Source organism: Pseudomonas sp. GL-B-12 (assembly GCF_019955895.1).
Lineage (GTDB): Bacteria > Pseudomonadota > Gammaproteobacteria > Pseudomonadales > Pseudomonadaceae > Aquipseudomonas.
Window position 1 is genome coordinate 1 of record NZ_JAHBCX010000005.1, and the last position, 16000, is coordinate 16000.

Annotated in this window: 15 protein-coding genes; 5 read left to right on the plus strand and 10 right to left on the minus strand. The window is 57.9% G+C overall.

All coding sequences use genetic code 11. The annotated features are described in order from the left end of the window. Window positions 1-253 (plus strand): hypothetical protein (locus KGA85_RS02725; protein ID WP_223542895.1); only part of this gene is annotated, 253 nt, incomplete at its 5' end. Between the two features lie 8 nt (window positions 254-261). Here KGA85_RS02725 and KGA85_RS02730 read toward each other — a convergent pair. Beyond that, complete coding sequence (locus KGA85_RS02730) at window positions 262-1593, minus strand: MFS transporter (RefSeq protein WP_223456319.1); 1332 nt, start codon at window positions 1591-1593, stop codon at window positions 262-264. Between the two features lie 662 nt (window positions 1594-2255). Here KGA85_RS02730 and KGA85_RS02735 point away from each other — a divergent pair. Beyond that, window positions 2256-3113, plus strand: a complete 858-nt coding sequence (locus KGA85_RS02735; RefSeq protein ID WP_223456320.1) for a TauD/TfdA dioxygenase family protein — start codon at window positions 2256-2258, stop codon at window positions 3111-3113. Window positions 3114-3441: 328 nt separating this feature from the next. On the opposite strand, the gene KGA85_RS02740 is transcribed toward KGA85_RS02735, so the two are convergent. The 4 genes from KGA85_RS02740 to KGA85_RS02760 all read right to left on the minus strand — a co-directional run bounded on the left by KGA85_RS02740 (window position 3442) and on the right by KGA85_RS02760 (window position 7436). Continuing rightward, the gene (locus tag KGA85_RS02740; RefSeq protein WP_223456321.1) at window positions 3442-4293 is read right to left on the minus strand and encodes an urea carboxylase-associated family protein; all 852 of its coding nucleotides are present in this window, start codon (window positions 4291-4293) and stop codon (window positions 3442-3444) included. A 14-nt stretch (window positions 4294-4307) separates the two neighbouring features. Next, complete coding sequence (locus tag KGA85_RS02745) at window positions 4308-4973, minus strand: GntR family transcriptional regulator (protein ID WP_223456322.1); 666 nt, start codon at window positions 4971-4973, stop codon at window positions 4308-4310. 16 nt (window positions 4974-4989) lie between these two features. Beyond that, the gene (locus tag KGA85_RS31240) at window positions 4990-6498 is read right to left on the minus strand and encodes an amino acid ABC transporter permease/ATP-binding protein (protein WP_317848723.1); all 1509 of its coding nucleotides are present in this window, start codon (window positions 6496-6498) and stop codon (window positions 4990-4992) included. Window positions 6499-6581: 83 nt separating this feature from the next. Further along, the gene (locus KGA85_RS02760) at window positions 6582-7436 is read right to left on the minus strand and encodes an ABC transporter substrate-binding protein (protein ID WP_223456323.1); all 855 of its coding nucleotides are present in this window, start codon (window positions 7434-7436) and stop codon (window positions 6582-6584) included. A gap of 761 nt (window positions 7437-8197) precedes the next feature. Between KGA85_RS02760 and KGA85_RS02765 the strand changes: the two genes are divergently transcribed. Continuing rightward, window positions 8198-8680, plus strand: a complete 483-nt coding sequence (locus tag KGA85_RS02765) for a GNAT family N-acetyltransferase (protein WP_223456324.1) — start codon at window positions 8198-8200, stop codon at window positions 8678-8680. Between the two features lie 226 nt (window positions 8681-8906). On the opposite strand, the gene KGA85_RS02770 is transcribed toward KGA85_RS02765, so the two are convergent. The 3 genes from KGA85_RS02770 to KGA85_RS02780 form a co-directional block, all read right to left on the minus strand. Beyond that, entirely contained in the window at window positions 8907-10343 is a 1437-nt protein-coding gene (locus KGA85_RS02770) for an IS1182 family transposase (RefSeq protein ID WP_223456325.1), read from the minus strand. Between the two features lie 142 nt (window positions 10344-10485). After that, a complete protein-coding gene (locus KGA85_RS02775) occupies window positions 10486-11826 on the minus strand; it encodes a tetratricopeptide repeat protein (protein ID WP_223456326.1) in 1341 nt (446 codons plus the stop codon). A 344-nt stretch (window positions 11827-12170) separates the two neighbouring features. Continuing rightward, window positions 12171-12797, minus strand: a complete 627-nt coding sequence (locus tag KGA85_RS02780) for a LysE family translocator (protein WP_223456327.1) — start codon at window positions 12795-12797, stop codon at window positions 12171-12173. A gap of 86 nt (window positions 12798-12883) precedes the next feature. Here KGA85_RS02780 and KGA85_RS02785 point away from each other — a divergent pair, with 86 nt between their 5' ends. Beyond that, window positions 12884-13429, plus strand: coding sequence for a DinB family protein (locus KGA85_RS02785; protein ID WP_223456328.1), 546 nt, complete (start codon window positions 12884-12886; stop codon window positions 13427-13429). A gap of 104 nt (window positions 13430-13533) precedes the next feature. Here KGA85_RS02785 and KGA85_RS02790 read toward each other — a convergent pair whose 3' ends face one another. Next, window positions 13534-14124 (minus strand): CGNR zinc finger domain-containing protein, encoded by a 591-nt coding sequence (locus KGA85_RS02790; RefSeq protein ID WP_223542896.1) that lies wholly within the window; start codon window positions 14122-14124, stop codon window positions 13534-13536. A 128-nt stretch (window positions 14125-14252) separates the two neighbouring features. Between KGA85_RS02790 and KGA85_RS02795 the strand changes: the two genes are divergently transcribed. Continuing rightward, window positions 14253-15125 carry an alpha/beta fold hydrolase gene (locus KGA85_RS02795; RefSeq protein WP_223456330.1) on the plus strand — a complete coding sequence of 291 codons (873 nt, stop codon included), beginning with the start codon at window positions 14253-14255 and terminating at the stop codon, window positions 15123-15125. 12 nt (window positions 15126-15137) lie between these two features. Here the strand turns inward: KGA85_RS02795 and KGA85_RS02800 are convergent, their stop codons facing one another. Next, complete coding sequence (locus tag KGA85_RS02800) at window positions 15138-15917, minus strand: FadR/GntR family transcriptional regulator (RefSeq protein ID WP_223456331.1); 780 nt, start codon at window positions 15915-15917, stop codon at window positions 15138-15140. Between the last annotated feature and the right edge of the window lie 83 nt (window positions 15918-16000).

A 16000-nucleotide genomic window follows, 5' to 3' on the forward strand; every position in this document is an offset into this window, starting at 1 on the left:
TTCGATTCACGCTTCCTCCCCACACTCGGTCGCCCTCATGCAGTTGCGCTTCACTTCGTTCGCTGTGGTCAGCTTACGACGGGACTTTCACCCGCAAGATTGCGCCCATGCTGGGCGCACAAAAAAACGGCGACTGCTGGTACAGTCGCCGCAAAAAAAGGTGCTTGTGATACAGGTCGGGAGCCTCGCGCTCCCTCCCAGCGGCATCTGCCGATCAGCCCCCAATGAAAATGAAACACAGGTCGAGATGTAAACGGCGACTCACAATTTCACCTCTAACCCGACTTCACTGATGGACTCAGGCACGCTCTGCCCCTGAAGGCGGGCGATATCTTTGTGGTAATGACACTTGGCATAAAAGAACACCGCCGCCGCCACGAGGCTGATCAATGGAACCAATTGAAATGCCGCATGCAGACCGATGAGGTCCGACACCCGACCGGTGATGAACGGCCCCGGTGCCAACCCCAGCAGGTTGTTGGCCAGGGTCAGCGTGGCGAAGGCCGTGCCGTGCACCGAGTAATGGGTCAGGTTGGCAACCATCGCACCGGCGGGGCCAGTGGTGCCGGTGGCAATCAACATGCCCAGACAGATCAGCGCCAGTTGCACCGGCCCCGCCTGCAAGGCAAAAGCCGCCGACAGCAACAGGCAACTGCCCAGGCAGAAGCCGATGGCCAGGCTGACCTTGCGCTCCGGCGAGTGACGACACAGCCGATCGCTGAGCATGCCGCACACAATCATCCCCACACCGCTGCACAGCACGATGCTCGCCGCCATGCCACCGGCCTTGTCGGTGGGCATGTCGTAGTAGCGATTGAGGTAGCTGGGAATCCACACCATCACCGTGCCGCCCACGAATAACTGCAAGCCGCTGGCAATGTAGGTCGACACCACCGAACGGCTGGACCACAGCGTGCGCAGCGGACGCTTGACCACCACCGTTGCCCTGTTCGCCACTGGCGCGGCACGTGGCGGCGCAATACGTGCTTCCTTGACGATGAGCGGATACAGCATCGCCAGCACCAGGCCAAACAGCGACATGCCGGCGAACGACCAGCGCCAGCCCAACTTGGCCGCAATGGCGCCGCCCAGGGCCATCCCTAAAACAGCGCCGAACAAACCACCGGCCATAAAGGCACTGGTCAGGGTCGCGCGCATGTGTTTGGGGAACACCGAGATCACTACCGCGATGCCGACGCTGCCATAGGCTGCCTCACCGACACCGACCATGAACCGCGCGATGAACATCTGCTGGTAATCCTGCGCCACCGCGCAACCCAGGGTCGCCACGCTCCACAGCAACGCCATCAGCGCCAGGCTCTTGACCCGGCCGAAACGGTCAGCCAGCAACGACAGGGGAAACGTCAGCAGGCCGACCATCAGGGCAACGATGCCGCTGAGCAGACCGAGCTGTCCGTCGCTCAACGCCCACTCAGTCTTGAGCAGGGGGAATACCGCGTTCAGCACCTGACGCGACATGTAATCGGAAATCAACAGGCCGAACGTCAGTGCAAAAACGATCCAGGCATATTGGCGCGCAACGCTGACGCAACCAGCATCGTCATCGTCGGCGGCGATTGGGTGAAAGGCCATGCAGCCTCCTCGAGGTCTTTATTTTATTGTTGTTATCAAGCGTGTAGCCGGACGGCGAGCGATAGTGTCTACAAAGCCCGCACGCGAGTTCATCTACATGGCCAGGGCCATGCCGTTGCCCGGCAGAACGTTCTTGAGCAGGGATTCGGCGGTCAGGGTTGACCAATGCGCATTGCAGTGCGTGCATCCACTTTCTACCTCCATCTATTTTCAGTAGTCGGCTTGAAGGTAGTCCTCAGAGGGCGCCTTGCACTCAGCTTTTCAGGACGCAATATTGTGATATTGGGACAGGAGAATCCCGGTACACCCTGACGCAGAAACGAGACACCTTCCAATTTGGGCATGCTCGCGCTGCTCACCCTCGAAGAACCAACCACTGCGCGCATTCCTGCAAATTCGAACTCGCTAGATGTTGTTGCACAACCAGCGTCCCAATACGCGAAGAATTTGTCCCGCAATGCCCATGACGGCGCTCTCGAGCAATCTACCATGAGGCCGCAATCGCTCTGCCGATCGGGCCAGAGCGTATGCCGGGCACGCGTATCCCCACTCACCGAACCCGCAAAGACTGGATCAACAATAAAAAGCGCCACCGTGTATCAAGGCACGATTTCACCTGCCCCGCCCACGGTCCGGCCATAAACCATCGAAACGGAGACGCCATGCGAGTCGAACAACTAACCTGTGCCATCGGCGCGGAACTGCTCAACGTGAACCTGGGCGACGCAGTACGCGATGATGAATTGTTCAATGAAATTTACGCGGCGCTATTGAGGTTCAAGGTGCTGTTCCTGCGCGACCAGGATCTGGACAAGCTCTCGCGCCGCGATCACGAAGCATTTGCCATGCGCCTCGGCCAGCTTGAAACCCATCCGATGCTCCCCAGCCATCCGGAGGCCCCTGGTCTCGTGCAAATCTACAAGACCCCGGAGAACCCGGCGGATCGCTACGAGAATGCGTGGCACTGCGATGCCACCTGGCGTGAATCGCCTCCGATGGGCGCTGTACTGCGTTGCATCGAATGCCCACTGACCGGTGGCGACACCATGTGGGCCAACATGGTGCTGGCTTATGACAACCTGCCCATAGATGTGAAGCAGGAAATCGACAGCCTGATCGCCAACCACAGCTTCAATTCTTCCTTCGCCGCCGCCATGCCAAAGGAAAAGCGCCTGGCGATGAAGGCGCAATATCCGGATGCCGAGCATCCGGTGGTGCGTACCCATCCCGAAACTGGCGAGAAGGTGCTGTTCGTCAATGCCTACGCTACGCATTTCGTGAATTACCACAGCCAGGGACGTGTGCGTGTCGGCCAGGACTACAACCAAAAAGGCGTCGACCTGCTGAAGTACCTGATCAGCCAGGCCTACAACCCCGAGTACCAGGTCCGTTGGCGCTGGAAGAAAAACAGCGTGGCGATATGGGATAACCGCTGCACCCAGCACTATGCAGTGATGGACTATCCGCCCTGCCATCGCAAGATGGAGCGTGCGGCCATTATCGGCGACAAACCCTACTGACAAGTAAAAAGGCCCGGAGTCCAGAGACGCTGCTGAGCGTCTCTTTTGGGTCGATTGCATCCCTTGGTGACAGGCAGAAATCAGCCAATACGGACTTTCCGGTGCCACAATACCTGTTTGCCATTTGCTAAAACATCAACAGAGCTAAGGCCCCATGACCAAGAGGACTCAACCTTCAAACCGGTGGCTCACTGTTTCCCTGGATCGACAGGAACGGCTCACTCAATTCTCACCTAATAACATCGCGCCTTCATGAACATTCGTCCGCCGACAGCTTGCGAAGACACCCGGGGCAGGCGGACATCCCGGGTGTCAATCGACTCGGTGTTTACTTTTCCCACTCGGCCTTGGGAATCAGCAAGCCGTGGTTACCGTTATAAGCGGCGCGCTCAGGCTGTTTCCAACCCTCCAGCAGCGAATCGTCGAGACGGTAGATTTCCACGCCGAGAGGACGGCAAACCTTCAGCGGATCCTCCGCGTCGGGGCCCCACATCGGCAATGACAGGTCACCGCCCGGACAGGTGGACAGCGCGCAGAGCAGGTCGATTTCCGCGAAGAACTCCAGGTAGTCGCCCTGCTTCGCCGGGCACGCCTTCATGAAGTACATGTCGTCGTGATTGAGGCCAGTGCACTGGAAAATGTTCAACACATCGTGCACGTCGAACTCGGTCAGGCCGTGCGGCAACACCGCGCGGGTCAGGTTGGAGTGGCAATGGTGATGGAAATCCTCGCCGGTGAGCATCTTGTTCACGTAAGGATCGCAGCGGGTGCCGAGCAGGTCGTGCAAACGGCCGCCATGTTCGTCGATGCCGTAGTCGGCCAGGCTGTCGTCGGTGATGGTGACCATCGGTCGCAGGAACGGCAGGTTCGACCACAAGCGGTCGTAGGTGGTGACGTGCGCGCCTTGCAACTGACGGGTGCGGGCCGCCCACATGCGTTCGCGGGGATCGTTGGCGCTCCACACGTTGAAGTCGCCGACCTGCGGCCCCACAGGCGTGGTCACGCGAAACACATGCCCCGCCGGCACCTTCCAGGCGCGGCCGGTGCGAATCGGCACTTCGAATTGCTCGACCAGCGTGCGGCCTTCCTTGCTTTCGCGCACGCGGTCATAGAACGCTTTGTCTACCTGCAATGCGGCGCCCTTGCTGACTTGGTAGGCCGCTGGATAATCCTTGTACATGATGGATCCTCTCTTCAGTGTTTTGGTCGGCTGCTCAGAATATCCAGCAGCACGAGTTCGGAGTCGTTGAGATAGCTGCTCATGGCTTCCTCGGCTTCCTTCTTGCGGCCATCGCCCAGCAGGTCGTGAATATGCCGGTCGCGTTCAAGCCAGGGTTTCTGGAACGTTTCCTCGCTGGGAGCGTTGGAAAACACCAGGCGCATCTGAGCCGCCACGTGGGTGAAGAATTCGTCGAACAGCGGGCTGCGCATCAGGCCGACGATGTGTTGGTGAAAACGCAGGCTGTGGGTACCGAAGGCTTGCCAGTTCTCGCGATCCTGGGCCAGTTGCGCCGCCTCGATGGCATCGAGCATCAGATCGGACTGGTACTCGCGTAACGGTTTGCTCGCGGCGATCGCCTGCAATTCGAGAGTGCGGCGGACCTTGAAGATGTCGCGCACATCGTCGATACCCATTCGGCGCACCATCACGCCTTTGTTGCGCACATAGCTGGTCAGGCCTTCGCGACCCAACTGGTGTAGCGCCTCGCGTACGGTGTTGCGCGAGGCGTTGTAGGCGTTGACCAGCTCGCTTTCCACCAGTGGCATGCCTGGCAACAGGCGTCCGCCAATGATGTCTTCGCGCAGCTCGATGGCGACCTGGTCCGGCAGCGACAGGCTTTTTTCCTTGGGTTGACTCACCGTGCACTCCCTCCGTTCACGCGAGTTGTACGTCTTTGAGAAACTTGGTCATGCGCTCGCTTCGCTGTTCCAGCATCTCGCGCGGCGCGGCGTTCTGGATAATCTCGCCACCTTCCATAAACACCACCCGGTCGGAGAGCCTGAAGGCGAAGTTCATTTCATGGGTCACGATCACCATGGTCATGCCTTCGCGCGCCAGTTCCTCGATCACCGCCAGGACATCGCCGACTAGTTCCGGGTCGAGGGCCGAAGTCGGCTCGTCGAACAGCATCACCGAAGGTCGCATGGCCAACGCCCGGGCAATCGCCACCCGCTGTTGCTGGCCGCCGGACAGTTGGTGCGGGTATTTGCCGGCATGCTCCAACATGCCCACTTTGCGCAACAGCGCCAGGCTCAACAAGCGCAAATCATCGCCGCCACCATGGGCGTGATAGACCGGTGCAAGCATGACGTTTTCCAGGGCCGTCTTGTGCGGGAACAGGTTGAAGCCCTGGAAGACCATCCCGACCTGCACGATGCCCTGCATATGCACCTTGTGACCCAAGGCGCCTTGCGGTTCTTTGCTGCCCCGCAGAAAGGGTTGGCCTTGCAGAGTGATTTCGCCATGGTCGAGGCTTTCCAGGCCGTTCATGGTGCGGATCAGCGTGGTCTTGCCTGAGCCGGATGGGCCGATGATCGACACCACCTCGCCCCAACGCACATTCAGCTCGACGCCCTTGAGCACCTCCAGTTCGCCATACGACTTACGCACGCCCCGCGCCTGAAGGGCAAACTCACCAGGCTCGGCCTGGCCGGCAGCACGCCGGGTCGCCACCTGCCCGAGTTCGACGGGGGCGATGAGCTTCGGTTTGCGCAGGGTCACGTCCAGATGGTTTTCCAGCAGACGCAACAGGCGGCTGAACACCGTGACGATAAACACGTAGTAGAAGGCCACCGCGAACATGGTCTCCATGACCAGGAAGTTCTGGGTGTAGAGCTGTTGGCCGACCAGCAGGATTTCCGACAGCGAAATCACCGAAACCAGCGAGGTCAGCTTGACGATGGTGATGTATTCGTTGGCCAGGGTCGGCAACGCGACGCGCAGCGCCTGAGGCACCACGATCAGTTGCTGTACGCCGCGATAGCCGACGCCCAGGGCCTTGCCCGCTTCTAATTGACCCTTGGCCACAGCCAGCAGGCCGCCCCGGTGGATCTCTGCGATATACGCCGCTTCACTGAGTACCAAAGCGATAAGGCCTGCCGAGTAGGGATTGGAAAGCAGCGCACTGGTGGAAGGAAACGCCTGGGGCAGGTTGTAGACGAAGATCAACAGAACCAGTAACGGCAGACTACGGAAAAACCAGATATAGAGGCTGGCCGCGTCCCGCAGAAAACGCCGTTGCGACTGTCGCGCCAGGGCCAGGAAGAAACCGAAGACGATACCCAGCAGCCAGGTTTCCAGGCTCAGTTCGACCACAGTCGCCACGGCTCGCCAAAAGTCGCCGTTCCACAATAGGCCCAAGGTGTAGTGCCAATCGAATTGCATGTACTTACTCCGCGTTGCTGTGATTTTTCCACAGACTGGAAAGAATCGATGAATCGGCTACCGGGTGCGCTCGGCGCAATGTCTCAGTGTGTGGTGGTGCCCAGCGCCGCGTTGATCTCCTCGGCATTCGGTTCGTCCAGGTTGTAGCGGGCGAGCAATTCACCGTAGCTGCCGTTCTGTTTGATCTGGCCAAGTGCCGTGGTCAGCTCTCCCAATAACGCCTGGTTGCCTTTGCGCACGGCCAGCCCGATGACCACCGGATAGATCAGTTCGCTGGAGCTGATAACCGTTTTGCCCTGCAGTTTTTGTACGGTGATCTTGGCTACTGCGGGATCCTCCATCTGCACATCGACCGCCTTGGCCAGCAGGGCCTGAGCTGCTTCGGGCGAGGTAGGGAATTCACGAGACTCGATCGCCGGCTTGCCCGAGGCCAGGCAGTATTCGGTGGAAACCTTGTTGAGCTTGGGAACCCAGGACGCGCCCTTGATCGAGCCCACGCGCTTGCCGCAAAGGTCTTCCGGCCGCTGTGGCCTGAAGTCGCTGGCGGTGAGCACCATCAGCGAAGAGCCGGTCTTCAGGTAGCTGAGGAAATCTACCTGCTTGGAGCGTTCCGGGGTGACGTACAGTGCCGAGGCGACCACGTCGAAACGCTGGGCATTGACACCCAGTATCAGGTTGGCAAAACGAGTGTCGAGGAAGCGCGGCTCCAGCCCCAGTTGTTTGCCTATCAACTGCATGAACTCGGGGTCGAAGCCGGTTGGCTGCTTTTGCTCCAGATAGGTGTAGGGCGGATAAGTCAGGTCGGAACCGACCGACAGCTCTCCCTGCTTGAGCGTGCCCTTGATCTCTGCGGCAGACAGTAGCGGCGCCACGCAAGCCAGGGCGATCGTCAACGCGAGGTTGCGCGTGGTTTTCTTGCCCATCAGACCTTTTTGCATGTTCGTATCCTCGGTAGGTGGAAGCAGTAAGGGCGGCCATGATTGTTCAACAATCACTTAGTTACATATATGCGGATACTGTGCCAACTATTGAACTTAAGGCCTGCTTGAAAGTTTTTTGTCTGGAGAACGCCTTTTATGGACAGGCGGGTACGCCAACACGGTGCGATTCGTTACCGAATGCTACGTTGCAGAGCAAAAAACAGTTTTTACGCAGCTGAAATTCCAAGTTATTACCGAACGCGCACGATTTCCGCATAGCTCGTAAGCTGCAATGGATTGATCGTCATTGTGGAGGGGCAGCTTCACTATTTGGTGACCCTGCGCTCCGTAGTGGCTCGGTAAATCGCGCGCTCATCTCGATGGATTCCTGTACCCAATCGAACGGCAGCCAATGACCTCAACTTTGGATTGGCGGCGCCCAGGCAGGCGTCGATTTCACGGCCCTCCGGACATCTTCAGACAGAAAGGGACCTGGTCCCCCTCATTACATCGATCTCTATTTCGAGGTAATGAGGGTCGACGTCAGCGTTTATAGGCAATGGCGCGATCGAGGTGCATTTTGAAGCCAAGCTTTTGCCTCATTAAGAGCCCCAGTGTTTGTCTGCATGGTGTGTAGCGATAGGCCGCTTAGGGTCGGTTTCATCCGGTCGTGGCACGCAGAAGTCGGCCGGGAGCGGTCATTGGAATTTCCTCCTCGCTATGAGACAAAGACCGGGAGTCCTGCGGAGCACCAACACATTCAAGGAGAGTTGCGCATCATGGATGAAGTCATTACGTACCGAACGGCAACCGTAGAGGATGCACTGACCATTTGTGAGTTGGGCCAGGTGCTTAACGCGGTACATCACGCTGCCCGTCCCGATATTTATGCAGCTGCCACCCAAGATTTTTCGCGTGACCTTCCTCACTGGATGAGTTTTTTCGAGAAGCCGGGTCAGGTTGTATTCATTGCGAATGTCGGTCACCAGGCCGCAGCCTTCATTTCTGCCAGCCTGTCGATAAGCTCCGGGCCGCTGATGCAACCACTGGCTATTGTTCGTATCGGATCGGTGTGTGTAGCCGAGCATTTTTGGGGGAAAGGCATTGGTCGAAACCTGGTACAACTCGTTCAAAACTGGGCAATCGAGAACAACGCCCAAGACATAAGGCTGTCTGTGTGGACGTTCAATGCACGTGCCACGCGTCTGTACACAGAGTTGGGGTTTGAGGCACGTGCACTCGAGATGGGAATGCGCGTGTAGGGGGGGGATTCCCTTCATAGTGAACAGAAGTTTTGAGCGACCGTTATGGGTCCAGGCTGTGTGAAAACGCACTGAATACGTCGAAAACTGAGAGCTGCGCGTGTTGCCTGCGAAACCAGCAGACGGAAGCGCGAATTGCCCTAGTCAGCTACATCGGCGTTTGTAGTGCCGTTTGGGCCGCGTCAGCGGCCGAAACGGCCACTCACGGACGATCAAGCGGCTGGATTCACGCCCTGATCGCTTCAAGCAGTTCTGCGATGCCGAAGATGCTCATCATTCGGTTGAGGTTGTAGGCCAGCACGTGAAGGCTCATCTCGGTGCTTACCCTCGGCAGGGTTTTGGTCAGGAAGTGGGTACTTCCCATCCAGTATTTGAGCGTTCCAAAAGGATGTTCAACGGTCTGTCGGCGACGCCTCATCATCGTTGGATCATTTTCCAGCCGTAGTTGCATTGCATCGACTACGGCTTCATGTTCCCAGCGCTTTACCCGACGCTCCTTGCCCGTCGTACATTGCTTGTGCATTGCGCAGGACTGGCAGCCCGAGAACCAATAGCAGTGCAGTAGCATGCCGTCTTCCACCGAAGAATGCCGCCGGGTCAGTAACTGTCCCGCAGGGCATCGATACTCGTCCGATGCAGCAACGTAGATGAAGTCCTGCTTACCAAATCGGCCTTCGGCTTTGCTGCCTGATGTCAGGGGTTTCGGTACGAAGGTAGTGATACCGGCTTGCTCGCAGGCAAGGATTTCCAGACCTTTGTAATAGCCTCGGTCGGCCACCACCGTTAGCGATTCAGCCTCGATTTCTTCACGCACCTGGTTCGCCATATTGCTCAGTTGCCCACGATCATTACCAACGTTGGTCACCTCATGGGCAATGATCAGATGGTGCTTGTCGTCGACAGCTGTTTGGACGTTGTAGCCAACCGTCCCGGTGCCTCGTCCGCTCGTGGCCATTGAGCGTGCATCTGGGTCTGTGAGGGAGATTTGCTGGTCTGGACTGTCGTGGAGCTGCGCCTCGATGTCCTTGAGTTTCTGCATCTGCTTTTTCAGGGTTTCGATTTTTTCTTTCAGCCGCTCGGCTTTGGCCTCGGCCACTTCGGGCGTTGCCCGATCCGCCGAATCCATCGCCGCCAGATAACGATCAATGCTCTGCTCGATCTGTTGCATGCGCGCCTTCACTTTGCCCTGGGTGAAGTTACGGTCACGGTTGTTGACGGCTTTGAACTTGCTGCCATCGATGGCGATGATCGATTGAGAGAAGAGATTGAGGTTGCGACAAAGCACTACGAACTGGCGGCATACACTGCGAATGGCTTTGCCGTTGTCCTTGCGAAAGTCGGCGATGGTTTTGAAGTCAGGAGCCAAACGCCCCGTCAGCCACATCAACTCGACGTTGCGCTCGGCCTCACGTTCAAGCCGGCGGCTGGACTGAATCCGATTGAGATAGCCGTAGATATAGATCTTTAGCAAGGTCGCTGGATGGTAGGCCGGACGGCCCGTTGCAGCAGGATCGACACCCACAAACCCAAGTGCACCCAGGTCGAGTTCATCGACAAAAACGTCGACCACGCGCACTGGATTTTCTTCAGCTACGTAATCGTCCAGACACTCCGGCAGCAAGGTGACTTGCGTCCGAGCCTCACCTTCAATGAATCGCTTCATGATCGCCCCCGAAACGATCTCGACGATCAGAAGGTTAGACAATCACTGGCGTGTTCACACAGCCTGGACCCATAGCTGCCCGCTTCTACAAGGTTGCTGCAAGCCCCGGAGAAAATAGATCTATCATTGGTCGGACTTCCTGCTATCGCGCATGCAGCGGCTGAAATTGACCCGCGCGTATTTTCCAGGCGCGGTTGATCGGGCTCTCAGGCTTCAATGCAAGGCGCTCGGCAACCAGTGCCTCGGCAAGTGTGCGGTTGCCAAGGCGAATAGCGGCTTCGGTCAGCGTCCATGAGAAGACATCACGCTGCGCGTGACTACCGCCGAAGCGGTTGGCTTTGGCTCGTAGCGGCATCAACGACGCTATAGCCTGGGCGTAATCCCCACGACCAAACGCCACCAACCCTTCGCACGCCGGCACACCAATCTCTCTACTCATCATGGCGTTGGTACCAGTGCCAGCAGCGGCCCGCTTCAGGGTATCCAATTGCTGAGTTTGTGCACGGCTGTTTCCAGAACCCACGAATGACATCATCGCGTTCACGTCGTTAAAGGCGTAGAAGCCGTCTTCACAACGGGACTCCCATCTTTCGGCCAGTCCTTTCCACCGATCTCCAACGTCATGACCGAGCAGAGAGAGTCTCCAGAGCAGCGCTGATCCATCAAGTAGCTCAAGCGCTTGACCAAATCCACCCGCTGAAATGTCCTCATCAAAGAGACGAAACGCGCCCGCCACATCATTGGCCTCAAGGAGGAATAGCGCTTGGTGCCACCACAAATGGAAGGCAAACATGCTATTGGGAGCCCAAGCACTGGCGCTGGATGAAAGATACTTGGCCCCCTCTTCGCTACGGCCCTGCATTTCCATGACATGGGTGACGGCATGCACTGCCCAGCCATCCTGCGGGTTCAAGGCAACAGCCTCGCGCCCCTGCTCTTCGGCCTGCCGGTAATCCCCTGCCTCTTCCAGGCCAAAGGCATACATCCCTTTCACAAAGCCAAAGCCAGGAGTCTGGTTATCCCAGCGCGGCATCACACGAGCCACGCGATCACGTAGCATGTGCGAGTAACCTAGATAGAAGTCGCCCAAATGGGCGAATTGCAGTGCCAGCAGATCGCGGGGGTGCTCCATCGAAACACGCCCCCAGGTTTCGATTGCCCGCTCCCAGTCGCCGTCGAACCAAGCGCGTACGGCATGGATATGCTGCCGCTCGCGATCATTCGCTTTCGGCGCCAACCGCTCTGCCGCGTCCAAACTTTTGAACAGCTCTGAGTCAAACGCTTTGTCGGTCGCAGTCGCAATCGCGCCAGCACGAAAGGCGTAGGCCAGCGCAAAATCCGGGTGCTGCGCGATAATTTTGTCAGCCGCCGCCAGAGGATCGGCCTGGTAGGCATGCAGCAAGTCGCAAGCGCTATCCAGAGCATCGATCGCCTCCTGCACGCCATAGGAAACAGGATTGCCACGCTTGTCGCGTTTGCTCATGGTTTCCTCCTGACCACGCCCTAAGGGCATACATGATCGAGATGTGAAGATCGCTCTCGATTGTCCCCCCGAATGTGGCTCAGAGACACTTTTCCGACGAAACGTGAATGGCTTCTGGCCCAGGCTGTGTAAAAACGCCTGCATCATTTTTTAGGTCTGCGTTGCTACGTGAAATCTGCCGGAGTTCTGGTCAAATCAAGACCTGAAATTTGCGCGGGATCGCGTTATTTGACCCGAATCAGATCGCCGTTACTGGTCGAGAACGTTTTTACACAGCCTCGGTCGGATACAGCCTTTCGCCAAAGGCAGAAAACGGCCAGAAACAACCCGTCGTCAATCCCGTCTTATCGTTGCTGAAAAGCCACCTTCACTCCGAGCCCTACAAACAACGTTCCTATAATTTTCCCCTCCCAGCGACGTAACCCTGAAAGGCCCTTGACCCACTGGCTCAAGGGACGAATGGTGATGGAAATGACGCTGGTATAGACCGCGCTGAGCCCCGAGAATATCAAGCCAAGCACCGCGAACTGACTCAAGGATGAGCCTGATTCCAGGTGAATGAATTGAGGTAGGAATGCCAGGAAAAACAGGGCGGTTTTCGGGTTCAGTACCTCTGCGCCGACCGCTTGAACAAAAGCCTGGGGCAATGTCACGCCAGCCAAGGATGTTCGCGCAGTGGTGCTGGATTCAGCAAAAAATGCACGCACGCCCAGATAGATCAGGTAACAGGCGCCTGCCGTCTTCACGACATCGAACGCGAGTGCCGAGGTCATCAGAATTGCCGATAAACCAAGCGCTGCGCTCAACGTATGGATCAGGTCTCCTGTTGCAATACCCAGCCCTGTGGCAATGCCGACTTTACGTCCACCTTGAAGGGTGCGTGTGATGACCAGCAGCACCGCGGGGCCCGGGATTAAAAAAAGACCGATGACGACGGCTACATACGTCACGATAGAGGTCAGATCAAACATTGCCGTCACCTCAAGCCAGGACAAGGCTGCAGTTATCCTGATAAGGACGTCGAAAGCAATATGGGTTGCCTGAAAGGAGGAACACCATGAGCCGCACCCGCCATACCTGCCTGATGGCGACCTACAACGAGTGGATGAACGCAAAGATCTATCAAGCGGCCAACAGCCTGTCTGATGAAGAACTCGCAGCGGACAGGAAAGCATTCTTTGGTTCCATTCTCGGGACCCTGAATCACTTGGTGGCCGGGGACACTGTCTGGCTCAAGCGATTCGCCGCGCACCCGGCGAACCACTTGGCACTGGAGCCGATTCGACAGCTGTCTGCCCCCAGGAATCTCAACGAGTTACTGTTCTCGAATATCCGCGAGCTGTCGGCACATCGAGTGTGGCTCGATCAGGTCATTGTCCAGTGGTCTCGCTCCATTACCGAGTCGGATCTGGATCACACTCTCAAGTACTCAAGCATGAAGGGAGTGCCCGCTGACAAGAGCTTTTATGGCTTGGTCATGCACTTCTTCAACCATCAGACCCACCACCGCGGACAAGTGACGACCTTGCTTTCACAAGCGGGTGTCGACACAGGTGATACGGATCTGGTCATCCTCATTCCATCCGAACCCTGCACACAATAGAAAGCCCAGGTGCTGGGACGGGTTTTGCCGCATCAGGTTGGCTCACCGAGTTGATCGCCGCTCTCAGAGATCCGCCCCGCAAGCACCATCCAGGGTTATGGCCTTCAGTCCGGAACACACTGACGTCGCTTGCGGAACTCGGCGACCTTATGCCGATTTCCGCACAGCGCCATGCTGCACCAGCGTCGTTTGTGCGATTTGGTTCGGTCGTAAAACATCAATGAACATTCGGGGCTTTCGCATTTGCGCACCAGGTTGAAATCGCCTTCTGCCAGCAACTGCGCGGCGGCGTAAGCGAGCCTGCCCAGACGCTGATGGCCTGCATCCCCCTGACGGAAGCGATCCAGCACCGGCGCGCCCGTCTCCTCCCACACCAGTTGCGGCACCACCCGCTGCAGAAAGGCATTCAGCGCCGCCGGATCCGCCACGCGGTTCTCTCGACGGGCGACGAGCAGGCTCTCGATGCAGTCGCGCAGCTTGCGCAACCGGGCAAGCAACTGCCCGTCACCCACCGCCACTTCCGTCGCCAGACCGAAACCGATCTGCTCCAGCCAGCGCGCCGCGTCGGCATCGCTGTTGAGCAGATCGCGGCGTTGGCCTTCGACCATCATTCGGGTGTTCAGCAAATCCAGCGCCGGATGGTCGGCCAGTACCAGCGGCGTGGGCAAGTCAGGCGTGGTGACGACGTCAGTCATGGAAATCTCCCGGCAATCAATGCGCGAATTGTAACCCACAAAAAAGATTTTACCAGTTACAAGACTCGTGCAAAATAAAAACCAGTAACCCGTATAAACATTTTTACAAGTTACAAAGGAGATCAATCATGAGCACGCCCACCGTTGCCTGCAAATTCGTCGAAGCCGACGGCGTCAGGGTTTTCTACCGCGAAGCCGGTGCAGCCGACGCCCCCGTGCTCTTGCTGCTGCACGGTTTTCCCAGTTCATCGCACCAGTTCCGGGACCTGATCCCGCAGCTCGCGGACAAGTACCGCCTCATTGCGCCGGATCTGCCCGGTTTCGGTTTCACCGAGGTTCCTGTCGAACGCAACTACGTCTACACCTTCGATACCATCGGCGAGACAATCCGGCAGTTCGTCGATGTGCTGAGTCTCAAGCGTTATGCGATGTATTTCTTCGACTATGGCGCGCCCACTGGCCTGCGCCTGGCGCTGGCTTATCCGGAGCGGGTCAGCGCGATTGTTTCGCAGAACGGCAATGCCTATCTCGAAGGACTGGGGGATGCCTGGGCGCCGATCCGCCAGTATTGGGACGAACCGTCGCAAGCCAATCGCCAGGTGATCAACGATGCCATCCTGCACCTGGAGGGAACGCGCTGGCAGTATATGGAAGGCGTGAACAACCCCGAACTCATTGCACCCGAGGGTTATCATCTGGACGCACTATTGCTGGAACGGCCCGGCAACAAGGACATTCAGCTCGATCTGTTTTATGACTATCAGAACAACCTGAAGCTGTACCCGGCGTTCCAGCAATTCTTCCGTGATACCCAAGTGGCGACGTTGGCGATTTGGGGCAAGGGCGATCCGTTTTTCATTCCGCCAGGTGCCGAGGCCTACAAGCGTGACAACCCGAATGCGGTGGTCGAGATGCTGGACACCGGCCACTTCGCGCTGGAAACCCACGCTGTGCAGATTGCTCAGCGAATAGTCGAAGTGGTGGGCAAGCATCTCGATTGAGATGTGCAGATGCTAAGGCTTTCTCGTCCCCGGGTTCTGCCAGAACGAGGGATCGGCACTCTTGAGCCGCTCGACAGCATTATTGATGTGGTTGAGCGCCGCATGGCGTGCGCCTTCGGGGTCTCGTGCGGCAATGGCGGAGTACACGGCCAAGTGCTCGGCCCGCACGGTCTTGGCCAGATCCCGGCGGCGCTCCTCGTTGGAGCGCGTGATGCGGATCGCCTCTTTGATGAATTGAGCGATGAATTCGTGCAATGACGGGTACAGCGGATTGCCGGTAGCCCTGGAAATGGAGTGATGAAACGCCAGGTCTTCCTCCACCCCGTCGCGACTCGCCTGCTCGGCTGCATCAATGGCCTTCAGTGCCTGGTGGATGGCTTCCAGCTGCGCCGGTGAATGCCGTTGGGCCGCCAGTGCCGCCGCCTCTCCTTCAATACCGCGGCGCAGTTCGGTGACCCTCAATACCGCCTCGATCGACCCGCCGACATCCAGATCAATAGTAAACGCCTTGATGTGCGCACCTTCGCTGACCACGGTACCGCTGCCCTGGCGAACCTCGACCAGACCGGCTGACTTCAGGCGCGAGATCGCCTCCCGAATGACTGTCCGGCTGACTCCGAAACGTTCCGAGAGCACGGGTTCGGTGGGCAGGCGATCGCCCGGCAGCGCTTCGCCGCTGGCGATATAGGCCTTGAGGGCCGCCGTCACCTGATCGGACAGCGTGCCCTTGGCGGAGTCTTTCAGGGCGCCCAGCGCATCGGCGCTACAGGAAGATTTGTCACGAATGGGCATAGGCATCTCTGGGGTCAAATCGGTGAACGGTACTGCATTTTAGACCCGCCGTCCTCTTTGGATTTAGCCGTTGAATTCGTATG